Source organism: Mesorhizobium sp. M0207, from assembly GCF_040321995.1.
Taxonomy (GTDB): Bacteria; Pseudomonadota; Alphaproteobacteria; order Rhizobiales; family Rhizobiaceae; genus Mesorhizobium.
This window is the reverse complement of sequence record NZ_JAMYSQ010000012.1, coordinates 24,530-49,201: the sequence shown is the minus strand read 5'-3', so window position 1 is coordinate 49,201 and position 24,672 is coordinate 24,530. Positions and strand designations below refer to the sequence as shown.

Below are 24,672 nucleotides of genomic sequence, written 5' to 3'. Positions count from 1 at the left end.
GGATAGCGCAATGGCTGGACCAAGGGAATAAGGCGGCCTCTGCAAAGAATCAGCCGTCTGCCACCTTGATCGACGGCGTCGACTTCTCGAACTGCGGCAGCCCGTCATCGATGGCGTAATAATCGCCCTTGTCGCCGACGAAGATATGACATTCGCCTTGGAGCCTAGTTGGCGCGTCGAACAGCCCTGCCATCACCGAAACATAGCCGTCATCGCTCGGCTTCCAGAACAACAGAGAGCCGCATGTCTTGCAGAAGCCGCGCCTGGCGAACGAAGAGGCCTCGTACCAGGTGATGCTCTCCGCGCCGGTGATTGTAATGTCGCGGTCGGCAACGTTGGTCGCCGCATAAAAATGCCCGCTCTGCTTCCGGCACTGCGAGCAATGGCAGTAGATGACACCGCGTAGCGGTCCTCGTGTCTTGAACCGCACTGCCCCGCACAAGCATGATCCGGTGTGACTGTCAGCCATGTCGGCCTCCCGATGCAATTGCCATCGCCTGGCAGGATTCCGGTTTTGCGCGCGTTAGGCACGAGCAAATGCGACACCGGCGGGATTGAATACAAAAAGCGCCGGTTTTCGCCCGGCGCTTCTTCAATGACATCAAAGTTCAGATCATATCAGCCGTTAACGGCCTGCTTGTGCTGGACCGGATGGGTCTTCTTGAGCAGATCGGAGACCAGGAACGCCAACTCGATCGCCTGATCGGCATTGAGGCGCGGATCGCAATGGGTGTGGTAGCGGTCCTGCAGTTCTTCGGCGGTGATGGCGCGGGCACCACCGGTGCACTCGGTGACGTTTTTGCCGGTCATCTCGATGTGGATGCCGCCCGGATGCGTGCCTTCGGCGCGGTGCACCTCGAAGAAGGTCTGCACTTCCTTCAGGATGCGGTCGAACGGCCGTGTCTTGTAGCCGGCGGCCTCGATCGTATTGCCATGCATCGGGTCGGACGACCACACCACGCTGCGGCCTTCCTTCTGCACCGCGCGCACCAGTTTGGGCAGATGGTCGGCAACCTTGTCGGAGCCGAAGCGGGCGATCAGCGTCAGCCGGCCGGGCTCGTTCTCCGGATTGAGCAGGTCGATGAGCTGCAACAGGCCATCCGGCGTCAGCGACGGACCGCATTTCAGCCCGAGCGGGTTCTTGATGCCGCGGCAGTATTCGACATGGGCATGGTCGGGTTGGCGCGTGCGATCACCGATCCAGATCATGTGGCCAGAGGTGGCGTACCAGTCGCCGGAGGTCGAATCGACGCGGGTCAGCGCCTCCTCGTAGCCGAGCAGCAACGCTTCGTGGCTGGTGTAGAAATCCGTCTCGCGCAGCGCGTAATTGGTCTCCGAGGTGATGCCGACGGCCTTCATGAAGTCCATCGTCTCGGTGATGCGGTTGGCGAGCGATTCGTATTTCTCGCCCTGCGGGCTGTCGGACACGAAGCCGAGCATCCATTGATGCACGTTCTCCAGGCTGGCGTAGCCGCCCTGGGCGAAGGCACGCAAAAGGTTGAGCGTCGCCGCCGATTGGCGGTACGCCATCTCCTGTCTTGCAGGATCGGGAATGCGCGACTTGGCGTCGAACTCGATGCCGTTGATGATGTCGCCGCGATAGCTCGGCAGCGTTACACCGCCCTTGGTCTCATTGTCGGACGAGCGCGGCTTGGCGAACTGGCCGGCGACACGGCCGACCTTCACCACCGGCTGGGCGCCGGCGAAGGTCAGCACCACCGACATCTGCAGGAAGACGCGGAAGAAGTCGCGGATATTGTCGGCGCCATGCTCGGCGAAGCTCTCGGCGCAATCGCCGCCCTGCAGAAGGAATGCGTCACCGGCAGCGACGGCTGCAAGCTGCTTCTTCAGCTTGCGTGCCTCACCTGCAAAAACCAACGGCGGAAACGTGGCAAGCTGGGCTTCCGTGTTCCTCAGCGCGGCAAGATCCGGATAGGCAGGAACCTGCTGGATCGGCTTGGCTCTCCACGAATTCGGCGACCATTTCGTCATCGAAGCACCTAACGCTCTTTCACACGGACGCCATCGCCCGCCAATCCGCCCCATATGGGGTCGCGGCTCCATACACGAAGCCGATTTCCTATTCTAGACCGGAAGTGGTCGCGTGGCGAATGAGCACGGCACTGCGAAAGTGCCGATGCGGCTGTGCCCAGAGCACCAGCCACGCGCTGCTACGCCGCCTTCTCCACCAGCCGCGCCAGCTGCGTCATGACAACCGCTGAGCCAGCCAGCCGCTTCTCGGGCGTCGCCCAGTCACGGCTGAAGACGACGCTCTGGTCGGGTCGGATCTTGGCCAGCGAGCCCTGTTCGCCGATGAGCTTGACCAGCCCGACCGGATTGGGGAATTCCCGCTTGCGGAAATGGACGACGACACCTTTCGGCCCGGCGTCGAGCTTCTCCACGTTGGCCTTGCGGCAAAGCGCCTTGATGAAGACGATCTTCAACAGATGCTTTACCTCTTCCGGCAACGGTCCGAACCGGTCGATCAGCTCGGCGCCGAAAGCATCGATCTCTTCCGTATTTTCGAGATCGCCAAGACGGCGATAGAGCGCCAGCCTGAGCTGCAGATCCGGGACGTAGCTTTCCGGGATCATCACCGCCGTGCCGACGGCGATCTGCGGCGACCAGCCGCCGTCCTGCACCTCGCCGGAATCCTTCACTTCGGCCACCGCCTCCTCCAGCATCTGCTGGTAGAGCTCGAAGCCGACCTCCTTGATGTGGCCCGACTGCTCTTCGCCAAGCAGATTGCCGGCGCCGCGGATGTCGAGGTCGTGGCTGGCCAGCTGGAAACCGGCGCCTAGCGTATCGAGCGATTGCAGCACTTTCAGCCGACGCTCGGCTGTATCGGTTAGCTTGCGGTTGGCGGGCAGAGTGAACAGCGCATAGGCGCGCACCTTCGAACGGCCGACGCGGCCACGCAACTGATAGAGCTGAGACAGGCCGAACATGTCGGCGCGGTGTACGATCAGCGTATTGGCGGTCGGTATATCGAGGCCGGATTCGACGATGGTGGTCGACAAAAGCACATCGTACTGGCCGTCATAAAAGGCATTCATGATATCGTCGAGCTCGCCGGGCGGCATCTGGCCGTGGGCCACCGCCACTTTCAGCTCAGGCACGGATTCGCGCAGGAAATCATGGATTTCCGTGAGATCGCTGATACGCGGTACGACGTAGAAGGAATGGCCGCCACGGTAGCGCTCGCGCAGCAGCGTCTCGCGGATGACCAGCGGATCGAAAGGGGAGATGAAGGTACGCACGGCCATGCGATCGACCGGCGGCGTGGCGATCAGCGACAGCTCACGCACCCCGGTCAAGGCAAGCTGAAGCGTTCGCGGGATCGGCGTCGCCGACAGCGTCAGAACGTGGACGTCGGTCTTGAGATCCTTCAGCCGCTCCTTGTGCTTGACGCCGAAATGCTGCTCCTCATCGATGATCAGCAGGCCGAGATTCTTGAACGAGATCGAGGAGCCGAGCAGTGCGTGCGTGCCGATGACAATGTCGACTTGGCCTTCGGCGACGCCCTTCTTGGTCTCGGCCAGTTCCTTGGCGCCGACCAGCCGCGAGGCCTGGGCAACGCGGATCGGCAGGCCGGAGAAGCGCTGCGAGAAGGTCTTGAAATGCTGGCGCGACAACAATGTCGTCGGCACCACCACCGCGACCTGAAAGCCTTCCATCGCCGCGATGAAGGCGGCACGAAGCGCGACTTCGGTCTTGCCGAAGCCGACATCGCCGCAGATCAGCCGATCCATCGGCTTTCCAGCGCCCAGATCACCCATGACCGAATCGATTGCCGTTTGCTGGTCGTCGGTTTCTTCATAGGGGAAACGCGCCGCAAACTCGCCATAGAGGCCTTCCGCCGACACCAGCGCCGGCGCGGCCCGCATTTGTCGCTCGGCGGCGATGCGGATCAGCTGCCCGGCCATGTCGAGCAGGCGTTTCTTCAGCCGTGCCTTGCGCGATTGCCAGGCGCCGCCGCCAAGCTTGTCGAGCGTCGCCTCGGCCGAATCCGAGCCATAGCGCGACAGCAGCTCGATGTTTTCCACCGGCAAGAACAGCCGATCGTCGCCGGCATAGTGGATTTCAAGGCAATCGTGCGGCGCACCGACCGCCTCGATGGTGCGCAGCCCGATGAAGCGGCCAATGCCATGGTCGGCATGCACGACGATATCGCCTGAAGACAATGCCGAAGCCTCGGCGATGAAGTCGGACGCGCGCTTCTTGCGCTTCGAGCGCCGGATCAGCCGGTCGCCGAGAATGTCCTGCTCGGCGACGACGACCAGTTTCTCGGTCTCGAAGCCGGATTCGAGCGGCAGCACGGCCAGGGCCGCCTGCCCTGGCTCAAGCCTTTCGGCTTCGGCAAGCGTCGCCACCGGCTCCAGATTGCCAAGGTGATGCTCGACCAGGATCTGGCCGAGCCGGTCGAGCGAACCTTCAGTCCAGCCGGCGACGACGACACGGCGGCGTGCAGCGCGCTCGTCGGAAATGTGTTTGACGACGACGTCGAAGACGTTGGCGTTAGGGTCGGCGCGTTCCTCGACGAAGCTGCGGCCATGGCGCGAGCCGGCATGGAACACCTTTTTCGCACCGGCATCGGGCGCGTCGAAGGAGGTGAAGTCGATCGCTTCGCGCGGACCAAGCGAGGCAATCAGGTTCTCGGGCGACAGATAAAGCTGATCCGGCGACACCGGCTTGTAGGGCACGGCATCCTTCAAGGCGCCGTCGGCCTGTTTTTTTCGCGCCTCGTAATGATCGAGGATCAGAGTGTGGCGCTCGGCCAGTGCCTCATGCGCCAGATGATCAAACACCACGGGCGCATCCGGCAGGTAATCGAACACGGTTTCCAGCCGCTCATAGAAGAACGGCAGCCAGTGCTCCATGCCGGCAAACCGCCTGCCCTCGCTGACCGCCGCATAGAGCCCATCGTCGCGCGAGGGCGCGCCAAAGGCTTCGATGTAGGCGCGGCGGAAGCGGCTGATGGTTTCCGGCGTCAGCGCCACCTCGCTCATCGCCTGCAGCGCCATCGACTTGCGTTGGCCGATGGTGCGCTGGGTTGCGCTGTCGAAGACGCGGATCGATTCCAGCGTATCGCCGAAGAAATCGAGGCGCAGTGCCTCCGTCCAGCCGGGCGCGAAGAGATCGAGAATGCCGCCGCGCACGGCAAATTCGCCGATGCCGCGCACCGTCGGCACCCGCTCGAAGCCGGAAGTCTCCAGCCGTGACACCAGCGCGTTCATGTCGATCTGGTTGCCGGGCTTGGCGTGAAAGGTCTGCGCCTCGACGAGTTCCGCCGGCGGAATGCGTTGAAGCAAGGCGTTCGCGGTGGTGAGAATGACGGCGCGGTGCGGCTTCTTCGCCAGCGCGATCATCGCTGCCAGCGCATCGAGCCGCCTTGCGGCGGCGTCGGCGCCGGGCGAGACGCGGTCGTAAGGCAGGCAGTCCCAGGCCGGCAGTTCCAGCACCGGCAGGCCCGGCGCGGCAAAGGCAAGCGCCTCGACGATCGCCGGCAGACGCTGGCCGTCGCGCGCCACGAACAGCACCGGCTTGTCAGGGGCGATCTCGTGCGCAGCCTGCACCAGCGCAAAGGCTTCGTAGCCGTCGGCGACGCCATCGACGATGAACTGGCCGGCGCGGCCTTTCGGCAGACCGATCGTAGGGATAAGGCTCATGGCTACACGTTGTTCAGAAGGTCATCTCCCGGCGCGAAGCCAGGATTTTTTGCAGGACGGTACAGTCGATATCCGCCGGAACCGGGCGTTCGCCAGTGACGAGAGGCAGGAATTCGGTGTCGGGAATGTCGAGGAGCCTCTCATATTGGTCGATTTCGTCGCCGGTCAAGGCGCCGATCTCGGCATCGGCGAAGCTGCCGAGTATAAGGTCCATCTCGCGCATGCCGCGGTGCCACGAACGAAACAGAAGCTTGCGGCGGCGGGCATCGAGCCCCTCGCTTGATCGTTTCGTTCCGGTCATCTTGCAACATCCTTGCCCAGGCGGCGCATATAGCGTGGATAGAAGGCGGTGTCAGCCTTGCGCTACAGTCGCCGCAACATAAGCTGACATCATGCGTCCCTCCCTCCTCGATCCGCTGTTTGTCCCGATCACCTCGCTTGCCGGGGTCGGGCCAAAAGTTGGCGCCCTGATCGAAAAAGTCGTAGCAGCCGACCTCGGCGACCGGGCCGCGCGCGCCGGGGATCTCTTGTTCGTGCTGCCGCATACTGTCATCGACCGCCGCAACCGGCCTGGCATCGCCGGCTCGGCGGAAGGCGCCATCGTTACGCTCGACGTCCGCATCGACCGCCACCAGCCGCCGCCACGCGGCAACAGGTCGGTCCCTTACCGGGTCTACGCCCATGACGACACCGGCGAGATCGCGCTGACCTTCTTCCATGCCCATGCCGCCTATCTCGAAAAAGCAATGCCCGTAGGCGAGCATGTCGTCGTCTCCGGCCGCATGGAATGGTTCAACGGCCGCCCGACCATGGTTCACCCCGACCATATCGCACTTGCCGACGACGCGGAAAACCTGCCGCTGGTCGAGCCGGTCTATCCGCTGACCGCCGGGCTCTCGGGCAAGGTACTGCGCCGGGCCATCGGCCAGGCGCTGGCCCGCCTGCCGGTGCTGCCCGAATGGCAGGACGGTGAGTTCCGGCGCCGCCATGCCTTTCCTGCTTTCAGCGATGCGCTCAACCGCATCCACAATCCTGCCGACCCGATCGACGTCTCCGTCGACGGCGCAGCGTGGCGGCGCCTTGCCTATGACGAGTTCTTGGCCGGCCAGGTATCGCTGGCGCTGGTGCGGGCCAAGGTCCGCCGATTATCTGGCCGGCCATTGGTCGGCGACGGCCGCATAGTCGAACAACTGCGCGTGGCACTCCCCTATTCGTTGACCATGTCGCAGGAAATGGCGCTTGCCGAAATCAACGCCGATCTCGGTGACCCCGAACGCATGCTGCGCCTTTTGCAGGGCGATGTCGGCTCCGGCAAGACGGTGGTCGCGCTGCTTGCCATGGCGCGTGCCGTCGAGGCCGGCGGCCAGGCGGCATTGATGGCGCCGACCGAAATCCTGGCGCGCCAGCATCTGGCAACAATTGCGCCGTTGGCGGAACGGGCCGGCCTGCGTGTCGCCGTCCTCACAGGTCGCGAAAAGGGCCGCGAGCGTGCCGACACGCTGACCGGGCTGGCCAATGGTGACATCGACATCGTCGTCGGCACCCATGCGCTGTTCCAGGAAACGGTGACGTTCCGTGACCTCGTGTTCGCCGTCGTCGACGAGCAGCACCGTTTCGGCGTCCATCAGCGCCTTGCCATTACCGCCAAGGGCGATGCGCCCGACATGCTGGTGATGACAGCAACGCCGATACCGCGGACGCTGGTGCTGACTGCATTCGGCGACATGGATGTGTCGAAGCTGACGGAAAAGCCGGCCGGCCGCCAGCCGATCCGCACCGTCACCTTGCCGCTTGAACGGCTCGACGAACTGATCGGACGCATGCTCGACGCCGTCGCCGATGGCCAGAAAATCTACTGGATCTGTCCGCTGATCGAGGAATCCGAGGAGATCAAGCTGATGTCGGCCGAGGACCGTTTTGCCTCGCTGAAGCCGCTGTTCGGCGACCGCATCGGCCTGGTGCACGGCCGCATGAAAGGCACCGACAAAGACGAGGCGATGCGCGCCTTCAAGCAGGGCGACACCCGTATCCTGATCGCCACCACCGTCATCGAGGTCGGCGTCGATGTGCCTGATGCGACGATCATGGTCATCGAGCATGCCGAGCGTTTTGGCCTCGCCCAGTTGCACCAATTGCGTGGCCGGGTCGGGCGTGGCGACAAGCCTTCATCCTGTGTGCTGCTCTACAAGGACCCGCTCGGCGAGACGGCAAAACGCCGTTTGTCGGTGATGCGCGAGACCGAGGACGGCTTCCGTATCGCCGAAGAGGATCTGAAGCTGCGCGGCGAAGGCGAGTTGCTCGGCACTCGCCAGTCTGGCACGCCGGGCTTCCAGGTGGCGCGCATCGAGGTGCATGCCGACCTGCTCGAGGCCGCTCGCGACGATGCGCGGCTGATCCTGTCGCGCGATCCGGAACTGCAGTCCGAACGCGGCACGGCGCTGCGCCTGTTGCTCTATCTGTTCGGCCGCGACGAGGCCGTGCGGCTCCTGCGTGCCGGCTGAGGCATCGTGTCGAGCGGAGGATTGGCAAGCGCGCCGTGGATATGCTCGCCGTTCACCGTCACCATTTTGACAGCTGGCGCCACCAGGCCGGCCGACACGATCAGCTTGGCTCCGTCCTCGATTGTCATGTCGAGCAGCACAATGTCGGATTTCGGCACATACATCAGAAAGCCGGTCGTCGGGTTGGGCGTACACGGCATGAACACGGCAATCAGCGGATCGCCTTCCCGGTCGAGCTTCTGGTTGATCTCGGTTTCCTTCTCGCTGGCGACGAAGACAAGCGACCAGACCCCTTTGCGCGGATATTCGACCAACCCGACCTGCCGGAACATGTCGCCCTTGTTCGACAGCACTGTCTCGAAAATCTGCTTCAGCGAACGGTAGATGCCGCGCACCAGCGGCATGCGGCCAAGCAGGCGCTCGCCGAAATTGACGATGGCGCGGCCAACGATATTGGCGGTCATAAAGCCGATGAAGGTGATGAGGATCAAGGCAACGATCAGCCCAAAACCCGGCACTGGAAACGGCAGGTAGGTGTCCGGATTGTAGCGTACCGGAATGTAGGGTTTCACCCAGGAATCGACCCAACCGATCAGCGACCAGGCAATGTAGGCGGTAATCGCCAGCGGCGCGCAAACGACGAAGCCGGTCAGGAAATAGTTTCTCAGCCGGGTCATGCCTGAGGTCTTGAGAGCATCCGACATGGTTCACCGCAGCGTGTGTTTGCAGCGCGACACTACTGAACCCCAAGGCGCTTTGGAATGGCGAAGTTTTTAAAAGATCAACTATGCCGCGGCTTCCAGCGGTTCGATCTTCTCGAGCTCCGGTGCGAGTTTCTTCGCCTCGGTTTCAAGTTCATAAGCCTGCTGAAAATTCATCCAGAATTCCGGCGTGGTGTTGAAGAGCCTGGCGAGGCGAAGCGCGGTATCAGGAGTCAGGCCGATCTCTTCCTTGGCAATGCGTTCGATACGGGTACGAGGAAGATTGAGCTTCTTCGCCAGCGCACCGGCACTCATACCGAGCGGGACGAGATATTCCTCGCGCAGGAACTCTCCGGGGTGAATTGGACGTACGAACTTGAGCATGGTTCAGAGACCTCAAGGGTTTAGGGCAAGTGCCCGCTCAATGGTAGTCGACGATCTCCACCTCTTCGGCGCCAGCGTTGGTCCATTTGAAGCAGGCATTGGTCGTTGATACGAATTGAATGCTGCCCAGCTCTGCTCCCTTCAGGGCTTCAAGGCGATTTCCGGGTGGCGATCGTTCAATTGTCCGGCGTTTTCGATCGCTCGAAGACGACGTTCGCCACGGGCAACCAGATCCGGTGGAAAACCTTTCGGTGCCTTCCCCTCGGCAACCGCTTCCACCGCTTTGCCTTTGAACGAAACGATCAACTTGGACCCTATCGGTAGCCGTTTGGAACCGATCATTCCACCGTTACCGATTTCGCCAGATTGCGCGGCTGGTCGACATCCGTGCCCATGAACACGGCGGTGAAATAGGCGAGCATCTGGATCGGCAGTGCGTAGATGATCGGCGAGATGATTTCCGGCACGTCCGGCAAAACGATCGTCTCCATCGTCTTCACCGTGGCGTGCGCGGCGCCCTTGCTGTCGGTGATCAGGATGATCTTGCCGCCGCGCGCCGCCACCTCCTGCATGTTCGAGACGGTCTTTTCGAAGATACGGTCATGCGGGGCGATGACGATGACGGGCATGTTCTCGTCGATCAGCGCGATCGGGCCGTGTTTCAACTCGCCGGCGGCATAGCCTTCGGCGTGGATATAGGAAATTTCCTTGAGCTTCAGCGCGCCTTCCAGGGCCAGCGGAAAATTGGTGTCGCGGCCGAGATAAAGCACATTCTTGTAGTGCGAGAGGTCGCGCGCGACCTTTTCGATCTGCCCGTCGAGCTTTAGCACCTGGTTCGCATAACGCGGCGCTTCCGACAGCTCGCGTATCAGCGTTTTCTCCTGCTCCTGCGAAATCGTTCCGCGCGCCACGCCCGCCCGCACCGCCAGCGAGGCCAGCACGGAAAGCTGGCAGGTGAACGCCTTGGTCGAAGCGACGCCGATCTCCGGGCCGGCCAACGTCGGCAGGATGACGTCGGATTCGCGCGCCATGGTCGATTCGCGCACATTGACGACCGCGCCGATCTTCATGCCGGCCTTGCGGCAGTAGCGCAGCGACGCCAGCGTGTCGGCGGTCTCACCCGATTGCGAGATGAAGAAAGCGGCATCGTTCTTCGACAGCGGCATCTCGCGATAGCGGAACTCCGAAGCGACATCGATGTCGACCGGCAGCCGCGCATAGCGCTCGAACCAGTATTTGCTGATCAGCCCGGCGAGATAGGCGGTGCCGCAGGCCGAGATCGCCAGCCGGTCGATCTTGGCGAAATCGAACGGCAGGTCGAGCGGCTTCGAGACGCCGCTGATGAAATCAACATAATGCGCCAGCGTGTGCGAGATCACTTCCGGCTGCTCATGGATTTCCTTTTCCATGAAATGGCGGCGGTTGCCTTTGTCGACCATGAAGCTCGTGCTGAGCGACTGTTGGCGTTTGCGGTCGACCTTGTTGCCGCCCATGTCGAAGATATCGACCTCGTTGCGGCGCACCACCGCCCAGTCGCCGTCTTCCAGATAGGTGATCGAATTGGTGAAAGGGGCAAGCGCAATGGCGTCGGAGCCAAGGAACATCTGGCCGTCGCCATGACCGACCGCGAGCGGCGGGCCATTGCGCGCGCCGACGATCAGATCCTCGTCGCCCTTGAACATGATGGCGAGCGCAAAGGCGCCTTCCAGCCGCTTCAGCGCCTTGTGCGCCGCCTCAACCGGCTTCAGCCCCCTGGCCAGTTCGCGCGCCACCAGATGCGCGACGACTTCGGTATCGGTCTGCGAGGTGAAGCTGTAGCCGTCGCGCATCAGCTCGTCGCGCAATTCGGCGAAATTCTCGATGATGCCGTTATGGACGATGGCGACGCCGTCGGAAAAATGCGGATGCGCATTACTCTCGTTCGGAACGCCATGCGTGGCCCAGCGCGTGTGGCCGATGCCGATCATGCCGTCGAGCGGTTCGTCCTTCAGCAGGCGCTCGAGATTGACCAGCTTGCCCTCGGCGCGGCGGCGGTCAAGCCTGCCGTGCTCGATCGTGGCGACGCCGGCCGAGTCATAGCCGCGATATTCGAGCCTTTTCAGCGCATCGACGATAAGCGGCGCGACCGGCGAGTCACCGACAATTCCAACGATACCGCACATGGCGCTTGCCCCCGATTCCGACCTCAAACCCGGCGCTATTTAGAGACTGCCGGGCTGTCGCGAAAAATCACATTCCATTTCGTCCGGTATCAGCCGGACTATCCTGCACAGATGCACCATGACAGGGCGCACTTGCAATCCGGTTACTGCAATTGCTCAGTTTCTCCGCTTATGTATCCTATCTCGGCTCAACGGCTCCAGAAATCAGTCAAAGACATGATGCGGCTATGAACGAACGAATTGACACGGTGACGCTTTGGCGTCCGGTTGGTCCCCGCGAACTGGAGTTGATCCAGAGGGCAGGGATGCGCGCCTTTCCTCCTCGACTTGCCGATCAGCCGATCTTCTATCCGGTTACCAGCGAGGCCTATGCCACCCAGATCGCCCGAGACTGGAACGTGCCCGCGAGCGGATCAGGTTTCGTGACGCGTTTCGAGGTGCGTCGCAGCTTTCTGGATCGTTACAGCGTCCAGCATGCCGGCAGCCGGGCGCATCTGGAATACTGGATCCCGGCCGAAGACCTGTCGGCCTTCAACGATGCAATTGTTGGCGAAATCCAGCTTGTCGCCGAGTTCCGCTAGTCTACCCTTTTTTGCGGGCCGCCGCGGCCTGAGAAAAACGCTCTCGCAACTCCTTGCCCTTGCCGGGTAGAGTCCGCTGGCGGGCGCGGCCGAAAGCCAGCGCATCGTCGGGTACGCTTTCGGTAATGACGCTGCCCGAGGCGATGTAGCCGCCCTTGCCGATCGACACCGGCGCCACCAGCGAGGAGTTTGAGCCTATGAAGGCGCCCTCGCCGATATCGGTGAAGAATTTCGAATAGCCGTCATAATTGCAGGTGATGGTGCCGGCGCCGATATTGGCGCCGGCACCGATGCGGGCATCGCCGATATAGGTCAGATGGTTGACCTTCGCGCCCTCCTCGACGATCGCCTGCTTGACCTCGCAGAAATTGCCGACCTTGGCCTTGGTTCTCAGATCGGCCCCGGGCCGCAGCCGCGCGAACGGCCCGACATCGCAATTCGACGCGATGGTGGCGCCTTCGATATGGCTGAAGGCATGGATCTTGACCCCCGTCGCGATTTTCACGTCCGGCCCGAACCAGACATTGGGTTCGACGATCGTATCGGCGCCGATCTCGGTGTCGTGCGAGAAGAACACAGTTTCGGGCGCGATCAGCGTAACGCCAGAAAGCATCGCCTCGCGCCGCCGGCGCTGCTGCCAGATACCTTCCGCCTGGGCAAGCTCGGCACGGTTGTTGATGCCGAGCGCGTTCTCGAAACTGGCTTCGGTGGCGACGACATCAAGTCCCTGGGCAGCGGCGATCTCGACGATGTCGGTGAGATAATACTCGCCCTTGGCGTTCTTGCTGCCGACTTGATCGAGCAGCTTCAGCGCGTGCCTGCCGGCGACCGCCATCAGCCCGCCATTGCAGAAGGTGATCTTTTTCTCCTCGTCCGAGCAGTCCTTCTCCTCGCGGATGGCCACGAGCTTGCCGGCCTTTTCGATAAGCCGGCCGTAGCCCGAAGGATTTTCCGTACGGAAGCCGACCACGACGACGGCCGCACCTTCCGCCAGCTTCAGCCTCGCCGCCGCGAGCGCTTCCGGATCGATCAACGGCGTGTCGCCAAACATCACCAAGATATCGTCATAACCTTTTGATATTGCTGCACGCGCGGCAAGCACGGCGTGCGCGGTGCCGAGACGTTTTTCCTGAACGAAAGCCTCGGCCTTCGGCGCAAACTTGAGTGCAGCCTTGCGCATCTCATCGGCGCCATGGCCGATCACCAGCGCCAATTCGCCGCTGCCGGCGGCTTCGGCAGCCTTGACGACATGGGCAACCATCGGCAGGCCCGCGATTGTGTGCAGCACTTTCGGCACTGCACTCTTCATGCGCGTGCCTTCACCGGCGGCGAGGATGACGGACAGGCAGGATCTCTGGCTCATGGGGACAGCAACCGTTGAAAGGGGTCTGGAATCGAAGCGTTAGTAGCACCGGCGCCATGCTGCACCAATGCGGTTAAATTCCGGTGAGACGGTGGAACCTCCAACCCGCGACACGCTCAAGCCGATCGGCTCAGGCGGCTTCCGCCTCGTTGCGTGATGCGAAGCTGGGGGCTCGGCCACGGCCGTATTGCCGTGGCGAGCAGTACATGACCCGCTTGAAGGCTGTGCTGAAGGCGCTTTCGGATTCGTAGCCGAGCGAAAGCGCTATGACGGCGACGGGATCGCTGGAATTCGTCAGCCGGTCGCCAGCCAGCAGCATTCGCCAGCGCGTCAAATAGTCCATCGGCGACGCGCCAACCGTCTCCTTGAATCTGAGCGCAAAGGTCGATCGCGACATGCCGGCCCGTTCCGCCAGTTCCTGTAGCGTCCAGCCATGCGCCGGATCGTCATGCATGGCGCTGATCGCCGCGCCGATCTGTTTGTCCGCGAGGGCAAAGAGCCAGCCGATGCCACCTTTCAATCCTTCCGAAAGATGCAGCCGCAGCGCCTGAACCAGCATCATGTGGGCGAGGTGCTGGATCATCAGAAAGCCGCCCGGCTGCGGCTCGCGCAGCTCCTGCATCATCCGCTCCACAGACCAGCGCAGCGCCGACTGGTCCGACTCTTTGCGGATATGCACAATGGCTGGCAGCATCCGCAACAGCATGCCGGCATGATTGCCGCCAAGCGCGAAGCGGCTGCTGACCAGAAAGAAATCACCACCGCCATTGTGGGTCACGACACCGCCGGCTCGCGCAGGCGGAAAAATCTTGACGGCTTCAACAGGCGTCAAGCTCATGTCGCTTGCAAGGCGGAAAGGCCGTCCACTCGGCAGCAGGAAGCTGTCTCCCGTCTCAAGGCGCACTGCGTCAGCAACGCCCTCCACAGACAGCCAGCACCGGCCGGAGACTACCGCTCCGGTCTTGATGCTTTGCTGCTGGTCGGGGAACTGGATCGACCATTCACCACCAGCATCGAAACCGGCCGACATATAGTTTCGCGGCTTCAGCAGCGACAGCACATCTGAAAGGGGATCCACAGGTCATTCCGGACGATTGCGAAGATAATACGGACTTTACCGCATAGATCGTATTTTCTCAAGCGCCTATCACGACACAACTGAGCCGCGAAAATGGTCGTGGCCAGAAACGGACAGGAGAAGTCGTGATGCGTGTTTTCGTTACCGGAGCGACCGGATTCGTCGGTTCTGCCGTCGTTCAAGAACTCATCGGCGCCGGCCATCAGGTGCTCGGCCTCGCCCGCTCGGCGGCGTCGGCCAAGTCGCTTGCAGCCACCGGAGCCGAGGTGCATCGAGGTGACCTCGAAGACCTCGAAAGCCTCAGCAGGGGCGCAGCGGCAGCTGATGGAGTGATCCATACCGGCTTCAACCACGACTTCTCGAAGTTCGCGCAAAACTGCGAGATGGACCGGCGCGCCATCGAGGCCTTGGGCGGTGCACTCGAAGGCTCCGAGCGGCCCCTGCTCGTTACCTCCGGGACCGCGCTCCAGGCGCGGGGCCGTATCGCGACCGAGGAAGATGCGCCTGTCCCATCTTCCGCTTCGTATCCCCGCGCCTCCGAAGCGACAGCCGCCGCGCTGGCGGCACGCGGCGTGCGCGCGTCGGTTGTGCGCCTTCCTCCGTCGGTCCATGGCCAAGGCGACCATGCCTTCGTTCCTATTCTCATCGACCTCGCTCGCGAGAAGGGCGTGTCGGCCTATATCGGCGAAGGGCTCAATCGCTGGCCTGCCGTGCATCGGTTCGATGCCGCCCGCGTCTACCGGCTTGCGCTCGAGCATGGAGCCGGTGGCGGGCGATATCACGCGATCGCCGAAGAAGGCGTTCCGTTCAAGGACGTCGCCGGCGTGATCGGCCGGCGCCTGAACGTGCCGGTCGTCGCCAAGTCCGCGGAAGAAGCCGCCGATCATTTTGGCTGGTTCGCTATGTTCGCGGCGATGGATGTCCCGACCTCGAGCGAACGGACCCAGGCGCTGCTGGGGTGGCAGCCGAGCGGACCCGGGCTGATCGCTGATATCGACCAGCCGGGCTATTTCGAAGGCTGAACAGACCCATGTCGGGCGGCAAACCTATCCCAATTGCCCCAGCACCGGAAAATTCTCGAGCAACCAATAGGACACCGCCTGCACGCCGCCGGTCAGGAAAAACACGCCGGCGACCACCAGCAACGCGCCGATGGCCTTTTCGACGCGGCCGAGATGGACGCGGAATTTCCCGAGAAAGCGCATGAAGGCGCCTGAAAACAGCGCCGCAACGAGGAAGGGAATACCGAGGCCGAGCGAATAGGCGGCGAGCAGCAGCGCGCCCTCGCCCACCGTCTCGCGGCCGCCGGCAAGCGTCAGGATCGGCCCCAGCACCGGGCCGATACAGGGCGTCCAGCCAAAGGCGAAGGCCAGGCCCATGACGTAAGCGGCGATCAGGCTGGCCGGCTTGCCTTGTGACTGGAAGCGCGCCTCGCGTGAAAGCAAAGGGATGCGCAGTACGCCGAGGAAATTCAGCCCCATCAGGATGATCAGCACGCCTGCCGCCATTGCCAGCGGCTCCTGCCAGACTCGCAGCAAATGGCCGATGGTCGAGGCGCCGGCGCCGAGCGCGACGAAGACGGTCGAGAAGCCGAGCACGAAGGCGATTGAGGAATTAATCAGCGCGCCTCGCGCGCCGGCCTTTGCCGTAATGCCGGCCTCGCCGCGGAAATCGTCGACCGACACGCCGGCCATATAGCACAGGTAAGGCGGCACCAGCGGCAGCACGCAGGGGGACAGGAAGGAAATTGCTCCCGCCCCGATCGCACTGACATAGCCGACGTCCAATGCCATTTCCGTCTCCCGATGACTGCGCAGCCATATAGCCGCGACAACAGCCGTCCGCCAATCACCATCGCGTGGCCCCATCACATTGGGTAGCAAGTCGACGCCCGCCCGGGAAGAAAGGGCGGCCAGGCAGCGTTGGTCAAACGAAACTGCGTTGTTCCGCGCGCTTTTCGAATGATCCAGGGAGAAGTCCATGAAAACGATCGCAATTGGCATGGCCGCGCTTTTGCTCGGCACTGCCGCATCCTTCGCTGCCGAGGCGTGGAAGGAAGCGGAGGTCGGCGGCACCAAGATCTACACCGACGCCAGCGGCATGACGCTCTACACATACGACAAGGACGAGGCGGGCAAGTCGAACTGCTACGACAAATGCGCCGCCAATTGGCCGCCGCTGAAGGCTGACGCCAACGCCAAGGCCGAGGGCGAGTGGACGATCGTCGACCGCACCGACGGCACCAGGATGTGGGCCTACGAAGGTAAGCCGCTCTACACGTTCATCAAGGACAAGAAGGCCGGCGACGTGACCGGCGAGGGTGTCGGCGGCGTCTGGCATATCGCCAAGGCCGACTAGGCCTTGAGCTTCTGATCGGCCGTAACAGGCGGTAACACGGCTGGTCGCTGGGAACTCGACCCAACCGCCCCGGCGGCCAGCTTTTCAGCACGGTACTTCCTTGCGACTGTCCGAGCAAAATGCCGGGCAAGCGATTGCGCGCTTTACCGCATCTGTTCAAGCAGGGCTGGCGCGTGCTCGATGTTTCTCTTATATCCGCGGGAGAGTTTGTCCCGTTCTCCAGGATCAATTGCCGGGTTTGTCCAGCGATAGGCTGCTCATTTCCCTTGTCCAGGATTGCGGAAATCGCATGGCGCGCCGTTGGGTTGCGCATTCGGTACAGGGCCGCATTTTGACTGCTTGGCCTTGACCGGATGCAAAAGCGCGGCCATGTGAGCGACACATTGAACGAGATTTCGTCGCGCGCAGCGGAATTCTTCTGCCGCATCACAACTGATATGAGACCGTATGGACGTCGTCGTCGTCGAATCGCCGGCCAAGGCGAAGACAATCAACAAGTACCTCGGCAAGAACTACAAGGTTCTGGCCTCGTTCGGCCATGTCCGCGATCTGCCGGCCAAGGATGGCTCGGTGCGTCCGGATGAGGACTTTGCCATGTCCTGGGCCGTCGACACCGCGTCTGGAAAGCGTCTCGCCGATATCGCCAAGGCGGTCAAGGACGCCGACGGGCTGATCCTCGCCACCGATCCGGACCGCGAGGGCGAAGCGATCTCCTGGCATGTCCTGGAAGTGCTGAAGCAAAAGCGCGCGTTGAAGGACAAGCCGGTCAGCCGCGTCGTCTTCAACGCCATCACCAAGGCGTCCGTGCTGGAGGCGATGGCCAATCCGCGCCAGATCGACGCGCCGCTGGTCGATGCCTATCTCGCTCGCCGTGCGCTCGACTATCTGGTCGGCTTCACGCTGTCGCCCGTGCTGTGGCGCAAGCTGCCCGGCGCCCGCTCCGCCGGCCGCGTCCAGTCGGTGGCGCTGCGTCTGGTCTGCGACCGCGAATCCGAGATCGAGCGCTTCATCCGCGAGGAATACTGGCAGGTCGCCGCCATTCTCGGTACGCCGCGCAAGGATAATTTCGAGGCGCGGCTGACCGCCTTCGAGCGCAAGAAGCTGCAAAAGCTCGACATTTCCAACAAGGCGCAGGCCGACGACATCAAAGCGATGCTCGAAGGCGCCAGCTTCAAGGCGGCGTCGGTCGAAGCCAAGCCGACCAAGCGCAATCCCGGGCCGCCCTTCACCACCTCGACGCTGCAGCAGGCAGCCTCATCGGGCCTCGGCTTTTCGGCCAACCGCACCATGCAGGTGGCTCAGCGGCTCTATGAGGGCATGGAGATCGGCGGTGAGACCACCGGCCTGATCACCTACATGCGAACCGACGGCGTGCAGATGGCGCCGGAGGCGATCTCTGCCGCGCGCGATGCGATTGCCAAGGAATTCGGCCCTAAATACCTGCCTGAAAAGCCGCGCTACTATTCCGCCAAGGCCAAGAATGCCCAGGAGGCGCACGAAGCGATCCGTCCGACCGATTTCATGCGCACGCCGGCTTCCGTCAGGCAGTATCTCGACGCTGACCAGGCGCGGCTTTACGAGATGATCTGGAAACGCGCCATCGCCAGCCAGATGCAGCCGGCCGAGATAGAGCGCACCACGGTCGAGGTCGAGGCCATCAACGGCCCGCGCACCGCCGAGCTTCGTGCTGTAGGCTCGGTTGTTCGCTTCGACGGCTTCCTTGCCGCTTACATCGAGCAGAAGGAAGAAGATTCGGAAGACGAGGAAAGCCGCCGCCTGCCCGAGATCCGTGCCGGCGAGCAGCTCACACGCGAGGCGATCAACGCCACCCAGCACACCACCGAACCGCCGCCGCGTTATTCGGAAGCTTCGCTGATCAAGAAGCTGGAAGAGTTGGGCATCGGCCGGCCGTCGACTTATACGGCGATCCTGAAGACGCTCGAGGATCGTGACTATGTCACCATCGACAAGCGCAAGCTGGTGCCGCAGGCCAAGGGCCGGCTATTGTCGGCCTTCCTCGAAAGCTTCTTCGAGCGTTATGTCGAGTACGACTTCACCGCTTCGCTGGAGGAAAAGCTCGATGAGATTTCCGACGGCAAGCTCGCATGGAAGGACGTGCTGCGCGATTTCTGGAAGGATTTTTCCGGCGCCGTCGCCGACATCAAGGAGTTGCGCGTCACCGACGTCCTCGATGCATTGAACGAGGAGCTGGCGCCGCTGGTCTTTCCCGCGCGGGAAGACGGTTCGAACCCGCGCATCTGTCCGAAATGCGGTACCGGCAACCTGTCGCTGAAGCTCGGCAAGTTCGGCGCCTTCGTCGGCTGTTCGAACTATCCCGAATGCTCCTTCACCCGCCAGCTCGGCGACGCCGCCAATCCCAATGGCGAGAACGGCGGTGGTGAAGACGGCACCAAAGTGCTCGGCAAGGACCCCTATACCGCCGAGGAGATCACGCTGCGCAATGGCCGGTTCGGCCCCTATATCCAGCGCGGCGACGGCAAGGATGCCAAGCGCTCCAGCCTGCCCAAGGGCTGGACGGTCGATTCGATCGATCACGAAAAGGCGCTCGCCTTGTTGTCGCTGCCGCGCGACGTCGGCAAGCATCCGGAATCCGGCAAGATGATTTCGGCCGGGCTGGGGCGCTACGGGCCGTTCGTGCTGCATGACGGCACCTACGCCAATCTCGACAGCATCGAGGACGTGTTCTCGATCGGCCTCAATCGCGCCGTCTCGGTGATCGCCGAGAAGCAATTGAAGGGCAAAGGCGGCCGCAATGGCGGCACAGCCGCTGCGCTCAAGGAACTAGGCGAGCATCCTGCCGGCGGCGGCAAAATAGTCGTGCGCGACGGCAAATACGGGCCTTATGTGAATTTCGGCAAGGTCAATGCGACGCTGCCGAAGGGCAAGGATCCGCAATCGGTGACGATCGAGGATGCGGTGGCGCTCATTGCGGAAAAGGAAGCCAAGGGCGGCAACGGTGCCAGGAAGCCCTTCCGCAAAGCGGCCGCGCCTGCGAAGAAACCGGCTGCGGCCAAAAAACCGGCCGCCAGGAAAAAGGGATAGGACGGGTTGGCGCGCAAAGTCTCCGGAAGAAGCCACGGCGATCTGCGCACCGCCGATACCCGTGCCAAGGTCAGGGACAATTACCGGCCTTCACGCGACGAGATACTGCGTTACATCGCCGAAAATCCGGACCGCGCCGGAAAACGCGACATCGCCAAGGCGTTTGCGCTGCGCGGCGAAGACCGTATCTGGCTGAAGGACGTCTTGCGCGACCTGCAGGATGAAGGCCTGCTGACCAAGGAGCGCAAGCGGCTTGCCCGTGTCGGCGCCCTGCCCCACGTCGCGGTGCTCGACATCTTCGGCCGTGACGCCGACGGTGTGCTGCTGGCGCACCCGACCGAAGTGATTGGCAATGGCGAACCTCCGGTCATAGCGATCCGCGTGTCGCGCGGCGGCAACGGCCCGACGCCGGGCATCGGCGACCGCGTGCTGGCCAAGACCTTTCCGACCGACGATCCGGCAGGCCCGGCCTATACGGGCCGGGTGATGAAGATATTCGAGAAGCGCACCGATGCGGTTCTCGGCGTTTTCCGTGTGCTGAAGGACGGCACGTTCCGCATCGAACCGGTGGAAAGGCGTCAGCCGGAGCTGGTCGTCGACAAGGAATTCCAGAACGGCGCCAAGAACGGCGACCTGGTCGAGGTCGAGCCGGCGCGGGCCTCGCGCTACGGGCTGCCGCGAGCCAAGGTTCTGGCGGTGTTGGGGTCGCTGACCAGCGAAAAGGCGGTCTCGATGATCGCCATCCACGCACACGACATTCCGCATATTTTCCCAGCCGACGTCATCGCCCAGGCGGAGGCGGTCAAGCCGGCGACGCTTGCCGGCCGCGAGGATTGGCGCGAGCTGCCGCTGCTCACCATCGATCCGGCCGATGCCAAGGATCATGACGACGCGGTGTTCGCCATGCCTGACACCGACGAGAAGAACGCCGGCGGCGTGATTGTCACCGTCGCCATTGCCGATGTCGCTGCATACGTGCGCTATGGCACGGCGCTCGATCGCGAAGCGCTGAAGCGCGGCAATTCGGTCTATTTTCCCGACCGAGTCGTACCGATGCTGCCGGAGCGCATCTCGAACGACCTCTGTTCACTGCGCGAGGGCCAGGATCGTCCGGCGATAGCGGTGCGTATGACTTTCTCGGCCGATGGCCACAAACTCAGACATTCCTTCCATCGCGTCATGATGAAGTCGGCGGCGAAACTCGCCTATCAGCAGGCGCAAGCGGCGATCGACGGCGCACCGGACGACACGACTGGCCCGATCCTCGATACGGTGCTGAAGCCGCTATGGGACGCCTACGCGATCCTGAAGCGCGGCCGCGACACCCGCCAGCCGCTCGAACTCGATCTGCCCGAGCGCAAGATCCTGCTCAAGCAGGACGGCACCGTCGACAAGGTCGTCGTGCCGGAGCGGCTCGACGCGCACAAACTGATCGAAGAGTTCATGATCCAGGCCAATGTCGCCGCCGCCGAGACACTCGAGGCGAAGCGCCAGGCGCTGGTCTACCGCATCCACGATGCGCCCTCGCTCGCCAAGCAGGAATCGCTGCGTGAATTCCTGCAGACGCTCGGCCTGTCGCTGGCGCGCGGCGCGCAAATGCTGCCGAACCAGTTCAACGGCATCCTCGCTCGCGTGCGCGGCGCCGATAATGAGGGGCTGGTCAACGAAGTGGTGCTGCGCTCGCAGAGCCAGGCCGAATATTCGCCCGCCAATATCGGCCATTTCGGCCTCAACCTGAAGCGCTACGCGCATTTCACCTCGCCGATCCGTCGCTATGCCGACCTGATCGTGCATCGTGGGCTGATTGCCGCACTCGGCCTTGGTCCGGGGGGCCTGACGCAGGACGAGGCGGAGCGGCTGGAAGAGGTCTCGGCGCTGATTTCGGCGACCGAGCGGCGCGCGATGGCCGCCGAGCGCGACACGGTCGACCGGCTGATCGCCGCCTTTCTCGCCGAGCGCATCGACGACCGTTTCGACGCCCGCATCTCGGGCGTCACCAAATCGGGCCTGTTTGTCCAATTGCCGCAGTACGGCGCGGATGGCTTCATTCCGGTTTCAACCCTGGGCGGCGACTACTATATATACGACGAAACTGCTCGATCGCTTTTCGGAGAACGCACCGGCAAGGGCTATCAGCTTGCTGATCGCGTCGAGGTTCGCCTGATCGAGGTGGCGCCGATGGCCGGCGCGATGCGTTTCGAGATGCTGACCGAGCCCAAGCCGCTGCCCGGCTCCAAACGGTCGTTCCACAAGGCCAAAGGCCGCGCCCGGGCGTCGCAATCGCGTCCAGGCTCGCGCGGCAGGAGACGGTAATGCCAACAGAACTGCAGGTGGAAGAACGGATTTTCGGTGGCGAACATCACTCGGGCCGGACCGCCCGGCCGCTATGGACAGCAATGAAGCGCGGCATGCTCGGCCGCTGCCCGCATTGCGGCGAGGGCAAGCTGTTTCGCGCCTTCGTCAAGACCGTCGACAAATGCGATCATTGCGGCGAGGAGCTCCACCACCATCGCGCCGACGACCTGCCGGCCTATCTCGTGGTCGTCATTGTCGGCCACATCGTGCTCGGGGCCTTCATGGGTGTCGAGGCGACCTCGACGCTGTCTACCTGGCAGCACATCGCCATCTGGGTGCCATTGACCATCATTCTGGCCGTCGTCCTGCTGCAGCCGGTCAAGGGCGCTGTCATCGGCCTGCAATGGGCGTTTTATATGCACGGTTTTGGCGGTGAAGAAGATCTGATCGAGTCGCATCCCGAGGCTTGAAACCGAGGCTGGCGCAATCGGCATGGCTGGACGCCACTTTCGCATCGGAGAAGATTCCGCTAGGTCGACCGCATGGACGTTATGACCAAGGCGGAAGTCGACAAGGTTGAGCGGATCGCGCTCGAGGCCAAGCCTATACGCCCGCGCGACGCCGCGACGCTGATCCTGCTTGACCGCAAAGGCGACGAATTCCTGGTGCTGATGGGCCGCCGCCACGCCGGTCATGCCTTCATGCCGGGAAAATTCGTGTTTCCCGGCGGCCGCACCGATCCGGCCGACAGCCGCATCTCGACAGCCACCGCACTTCATCCCGAGGAAGAAGCGAGATTGACCGCTGGCATCGGTCGCACCAGCCCGGCTCGCGCCCGCGCCATTGCCTTGTCGGCAATCCGCGAAACCTATGAGGAGGCCGGCCTGCTGATCGGTCAAAAAGGCGTGTTCGCAACCGCCAGGCGCGACTGGCAGGGCTTTGTCGAACACGGCGTCATCCCATCACTGCAAGCGCTGCGCTTCGTCGCACGCGCCATCACCCCGCCCAACCGGGTGCGCCGCTTCGATACGCGCTTTCTCGCCGCATGGCGCGACGATGTCGCCGTTGAACGGCCGGGTGGCGGTCCGACCAACGAGTTGGAGGACGTCGTTTGGCTGCCGCTGGCCAAGGCCAGGCAAGCCGATATTCCAGACATCACGCGCACCGTCCTGGAGGAACTGGAAACGCGGCTCGCCTGGGATCCGCTGCTGAGCCCCGGCAGTCCCGTGCCGTTCTACCGGCTTGTCCGCAATCGCTTCGTCCGCGAAATTCTCTAGAGCAGCCAGGCATTCCATGACAGTCGATACCCAGCCGCAGGGCAAGGAACGCGTACACTGGCTGCCGATGGTCGCGGCGATCTCGTCGATCAGCGTCGTCGGCATTGCCATCGGCCTTGGCATGCCGCTGCTCAGCGTGATCCTGGAAACGCGTGGCCATTCCGCGTCGATGATCGGTCTCAACACCGCGGTCGCCGGCCTCGCCTCTATCGCCGGCGCGCCGCTCGCCACCCCGCTTGCCATGCGGTTCGGGGTCGCCTGGACGATGCTTGCCATGATCGCCGCCGGGGCGCTGGCCTTTGTCGGTTTCCATTTCGCGCCAGCTTTCTGGATGTGGTTTCCGCTGCGCGTGCTGCTGCATATCGCGCTGACGGTGCTGTTCATCCTGTCGGAATTCTGGATCAGCACCTCGGCGCCGCCACACCGGCGCGGACTGGTCCTCGGCATCTATGCCACCGTGCTGTCTCTCGGCTTTGCCGCCGGGCCTTGGCTGTTCGCCCATCTCGGCAGCAGTGGCTTCCTGCCCTTCGGCGTTACCATCGCCTTGGTTACGCTCGCTGCCATACCGGTCCTGGCGGCACGCAACGAGAGCCCGACGATCGTCTCGGACGGCGAAACCAGCAATTTCCTGCGTTACATCTGGCTGGTGCCGACGGCGACCGCCGCCGTGCTGGTGTTCGGCGCGGTCGAGACCGGCGGCTTTGCACTGTTCCCGGTCTACGGTAGCCGCATCGGCTACTCAGAGGCGGACGCCGCCCTTTTGCTCACCATGATCGGGCTTGGCAACGTGCTGTTGCAGATCCCGATCGGCATGATCAGCGACCGCGTAAGCGACCGTCGCTATCTGCTGATGGCCTGTGCCACCGTCGGGCTTGCCGGTACGGTCTTCATGCCGTACTTCGCGCAGAACTGGCATTTGATGGCAGCGCTTCTGTTCGTCTGGGGCGGTGTGGTCGCTGCCATGTACACAATCGGCCTGGCGCATCTCGGCTCGCAGCTTTCCGGCCACGAATTGGCCTCCGCCAACGCCGCCTTCGTGCTCTGCTACGGCGTCGGCATGGTGCTTGGCCCGCAGGCGATCGGCATCGGCATGGACGCTTTCGGTCCGTCGGGCTTCGGTTGGGCGCTCGGCCTGTTCTTCGCCTGCTATATCGTGCTGGTCGGCACCAGGCTGCTCCGCAAAATCCTCTGAGTCGGCCCAGCTGCCGACATCGCTCCCACTGCTGACCAACTCCTGACA

19 protein-coding genes and 1 pseudogene are annotated in these 24,672 nt (G+C 63.0%); 9 read left to right on the top strand and 11 right to left on the bottom strand.

Features of this window, described 5'->3' with window-relative positions; translation table 11 throughout:
- Positions 1–49: 49 nt before the first annotated feature.
- From NKJ15_RS17405 to NKJ15_RS17390, 4 genes are all read right to left on the bottom strand, one after another.
- Positions 50–469, bottom strand: coding sequence for a GFA family protein (locus NKJ15_RS17405; protein WP_352471751.1), 420 nt, complete (start codon positions 467–469; stop codon positions 50–52).
- Between the two features lie 149 nt (positions 470–618).
- Positions 619–1,992 carry a class II 3-deoxy-7-phosphoheptulonate synthase gene (locus NKJ15_RS17400; RefSeq protein WP_352471752.1) on the bottom strand — a complete coding sequence of 458 codons (1,374 nt, stop codon included), beginning with the start codon at positions 1,990–1,992 and terminating at the stop codon, positions 619–621.
- A 179-nt stretch (positions 1,993–2,171) separates the two neighbouring features.
- On the bottom strand, positions 2,172–5,669 hold the full coding sequence (mfd, locus tag NKJ15_RS17395; RefSeq protein ID WP_352816413.1) for a transcription-repair coupling factor: 3,498 nt from the start codon (positions 5,667–5,669) through the stop codon (positions 2,172–2,174).
- A gap of 13 nt (positions 5,670–5,682) precedes the next feature.
- Complete coding sequence (locus NKJ15_RS17390) at positions 5,683–5,970, bottom strand: FAD assembly factor SdhE (RefSeq protein ID WP_352471754.1); 288 nt, start codon at positions 5,968–5,970, stop codon at positions 5,683–5,685.
- A 91-nt stretch (positions 5,971–6,061) separates the two neighbouring features.
- Here NKJ15_RS17390 and recG point away from each other — a divergent pair, with 91 nt between their 5' ends.
- Positions 6,062–8,170: an ATP-dependent DNA helicase RecG gene (recG, locus tag NKJ15_RS17385; protein ID WP_352816410.1), complete on the top strand. Its 2,109-nt coding sequence runs from the start codon at positions 6,062–6,064 to the stop codon at positions 8,168–8,170.
- Here recG and NKJ15_RS17380 read toward each other — a convergent pair.
- The 4 genes and pseudogenes from NKJ15_RS17380 to glmS form a co-directional block, all read right to left on the bottom strand.
- Complete coding sequence (locus NKJ15_RS17380; RefSeq protein ID WP_352471756.1) at positions 8,122–8,874, bottom strand: DUF502 domain-containing protein; 753 nt, start codon at positions 8,872–8,874, stop codon at positions 8,122–8,124. The genes recG and NKJ15_RS17380 overlap by 49 nt on opposite strands.
- A gap of 81 nt (positions 8,875–8,955) precedes the next feature.
- Positions 8,956–9,255, bottom strand: coding sequence for a HigA family addiction module antitoxin (locus tag NKJ15_RS17375; protein ID WP_352540632.1), 300 nt, complete (start codon positions 9,253–9,255; stop codon positions 8,956–8,958).
- Positions 9,256–9,292: 37 nt separating this feature from the next.
- A pseudogene (locus NKJ15_RS17370) lies at positions 9,293–9,561 on the bottom strand (type II toxin-antitoxin system RelE/ParE family toxin).
- 32 nt (positions 9,562–9,593) lie between these two features.
- Positions 9,594–11,417: a glutamine--fructose-6-phosphate transaminase (isomerizing) gene (gene glmS, locus NKJ15_RS17365; protein ID WP_352770298.1), complete on the bottom strand. Its 1,824-nt coding sequence runs from the start codon at positions 11,415–11,417 to the stop codon at positions 9,594–9,596.
- A 227-nt stretch (positions 11,418–11,644) separates the two neighbouring features.
- Between glmS and NKJ15_RS17360 the strand changes: the two genes are divergently transcribed.
- Positions 11,645–11,998 carry a hypothetical protein gene (locus NKJ15_RS17360; protein WP_023679968.1) on the top strand — a complete coding sequence of 118 codons (354 nt, stop codon included), beginning with the start codon at positions 11,645–11,647 and terminating at the stop codon, positions 11,996–11,998.
- 1 nt (position 11,999) lies between these two features.
- On the opposite strand, the gene glmU is transcribed toward NKJ15_RS17360, so the two are convergent.
- Both glmU and NKJ15_RS17350 read right to left on the bottom strand, forming a co-directional pair.
- Positions 12,000–13,361, bottom strand: coding sequence for a bifunctional UDP-N-acetylglucosamine diphosphorylase/glucosamine-1-phosphate N-acetyltransferase GlmU (gene glmU / locus NKJ15_RS17355; protein WP_352816406.1), 1,362 nt, complete (start codon positions 13,359–13,361; stop codon positions 12,000–12,002).
- A gap of 130 nt (positions 13,362–13,491) precedes the next feature.
- Positions 13,492–14,439, bottom strand: a complete 948-nt coding sequence (locus tag NKJ15_RS17350) for an AraC family transcriptional regulator (protein ID WP_352816403.1) — start codon at positions 14,437–14,439, stop codon at positions 13,492–13,494.
- Between the two features lie 128 nt (positions 14,440–14,567).
- On the opposite strand from NKJ15_RS17350, the gene NKJ15_RS17345 reads away from it, so the two are divergent.
- The gene (locus tag NKJ15_RS17345; protein ID WP_352816400.1) at positions 14,568–15,461 is read left to right on the top strand and encodes an SDR family oxidoreductase; all 894 of its coding nucleotides are present in this window, start codon (positions 14,568–14,570) and stop codon (positions 15,459–15,461) included.
- A gap of 24 nt (positions 15,462–15,485) precedes the next feature.
- Here NKJ15_RS17345 and NKJ15_RS17340 read toward each other — a convergent pair whose 3' ends face one another.
- Positions 15,486–16,232, bottom strand: a complete 747-nt coding sequence (locus NKJ15_RS17340; RefSeq protein ID WP_352471765.1) for a cytochrome c biogenesis CcdA family protein — start codon at positions 16,230–16,232, stop codon at positions 15,486–15,488.
- 187 nt (positions 16,233–16,419) lie between these two features.
- On the opposite strand from NKJ15_RS17340, the gene NKJ15_RS17335 reads away from it, so the two are divergent.
- The 6 genes from NKJ15_RS17335 (at position 16,420) to NKJ15_RS17310 (ending at position 24,624) form a co-directional block, all read left to right on the top strand.
- A complete protein-coding gene (locus tag NKJ15_RS17335; RefSeq protein ID WP_352471767.1) occupies positions 16,420–16,797 on the top strand; it encodes a COG4315 family predicted lipoprotein in 378 nt (125 codons plus the stop codon).
- A 447-nt stretch (positions 16,798–17,244) separates the two neighbouring features.
- Positions 17,245–19,860 carry a type I DNA topoisomerase gene (gene topA / locus NKJ15_RS17330; RefSeq protein WP_352471768.1) on the top strand — a complete coding sequence of 872 codons (2,616 nt, stop codon included), beginning with the start codon at positions 17,245–17,247 and terminating at the stop codon, positions 19,858–19,860.
- A gap of 6 nt (positions 19,861–19,866) precedes the next feature.
- Positions 19,867–22,173, top strand: coding sequence for a ribonuclease R (rnr, locus tag NKJ15_RS17325; protein ID WP_502906922.1), 2,307 nt, complete (start codon positions 19,867–19,869; stop codon positions 22,171–22,173).
- The gene (locus tag NKJ15_RS17320) at positions 22,173–22,625 is read left to right on the top strand and encodes a DUF983 domain-containing protein (RefSeq protein ID WP_023679976.1); all 453 of its coding nucleotides are present in this window, start codon (positions 22,173–22,175) and stop codon (positions 22,623–22,625) included. The genes rnr and NKJ15_RS17320 overlap by 1 nt, the downstream gene beginning before the upstream one ends.
- Positions 22,626–22,697: 72 nt before the next feature.
- Positions 22,698–23,432: an NUDIX hydrolase gene (locus tag NKJ15_RS17315; RefSeq protein ID WP_352540637.1), complete on the top strand. Its 735-nt coding sequence runs from the start codon at positions 22,698–22,700 to the stop codon at positions 23,430–23,432.
- Positions 23,433–23,448: 16 nt separating this feature from the next.
- Complete coding sequence (locus tag NKJ15_RS17310; RefSeq protein ID WP_352502459.1) at positions 23,449–24,624, top strand: MFS transporter; 1,176 nt, start codon at positions 23,449–23,451, stop codon at positions 24,622–24,624.
- The last annotated feature ends 48 nt before the right edge of the window (positions 24,625–24,672 follow it).

What these genes read in the sequence shown, in the direction of transcription:
- NKJ15_RS17405 (WP_352471751.1), bottom strand. Translation starts at nt 469, where the DNA reads ATGGCTGACAGTCACACCGGATCATGCTTGTGCGGGGCAGTGCGGTTC.
- NKJ15_RS17400 (WP_352471752.1), bottom strand. Translation starts at nt 1,992, where the DNA reads ATGACGAAATGGTCGCCGAATTCGTGGAGAGCCAAGCCGATCCAGCAG.
- mfd (WP_352816413.1), bottom strand. Translation starts at nt 5,669, where the DNA reads ATGAGCCTTATCCCTACGATCGGTCTGCCGAAAGGCCGCGCCGGCCAG.
- NKJ15_RS17390 (WP_352471754.1), bottom strand. Translation starts at nt 5,970, where the DNA reads ATGACCGGAACGAAACGATCAAGCGAGGGGCTCGATGCCCGCCGCCGC.
- recG (WP_352816410.1), top strand. Translation starts at nt 6,062, where the DNA reads ATGCGTCCCTCCCTCCTCGATCCGCTGTTTGTCCCGATCACCTCGCTT.
- NKJ15_RS17380 (WP_352471756.1), bottom strand. Translation starts at nt 8,874, where the DNA reads ATGTCGGATGCTCTCAAGACCTCAGGCATGACCCGGCTGAGAAACTAT.
- NKJ15_RS17375 (WP_352540632.1), bottom strand. Translation starts at nt 9,255, where the DNA reads ATGCTCAAGTTCGTACGTCCAATTCACCCCGGAGAGTTCCTGCGCGAG.
- glmS (WP_352770298.1), bottom strand. Translation starts at nt 11,417, where the DNA reads ATGTGCGGTATCGTTGGAATTGTCGGTGACTCGCCGGTCGCGCCGCTT.
- NKJ15_RS17360 (WP_023679968.1), top strand. Translation starts at nt 11,645, where the DNA reads ATGAACGAACGAATTGACACGGTGACGCTTTGGCGTCCGGTTGGTCCC.
- glmU (WP_352816406.1), bottom strand. Translation starts at nt 13,361, where the DNA reads ATGAGCCAGAGATCCTGCCTGTCCGTCATCCTCGCCGCCGGTGAAGGC.
- NKJ15_RS17345 (WP_352816400.1), top strand. Translation starts at nt 14,568, where the DNA reads ATGCGTGTTTTCGTTACCGGAGCGACCGGATTCGTCGGTTCTGCCGTC.
- NKJ15_RS17340 (WP_352471765.1), bottom strand. Translation starts at nt 16,232, where the DNA reads ATGGCATTGGACGTCGGCTATGTCAGTGCGATCGGGGCGGGAGCAATT.
- NKJ15_RS17335 (WP_352471767.1), top strand. Translation starts at nt 16,420, where the DNA reads ATGAAAACGATCGCAATTGGCATGGCCGCGCTTTTGCTCGGCACTGCC.
- topA (WP_352471768.1), top strand. Translation starts at nt 17,245, where the DNA reads ATGGACGTCGTCGTCGTCGAATCGCCGGCCAAGGCGAAGACAATCAAC.
- NKJ15_RS17320 (WP_023679976.1), top strand. Translation starts at nt 22,173, where the DNA reads ATGCCAACAGAACTGCAGGTGGAAGAACGGATTTTCGGTGGCGAACAT.
- NKJ15_RS17315 (WP_352540637.1), top strand. Translation starts at nt 22,698, where the DNA reads ATGGACGTTATGACCAAGGCGGAAGTCGACAAGGTTGAGCGGATCGCG.
- NKJ15_RS17310 (WP_352502459.1), top strand. Translation starts at nt 23,449, where the DNA reads ATGACAGTCGATACCCAGCCGCAGGGCAAGGAACGCGTACACTGGCTG.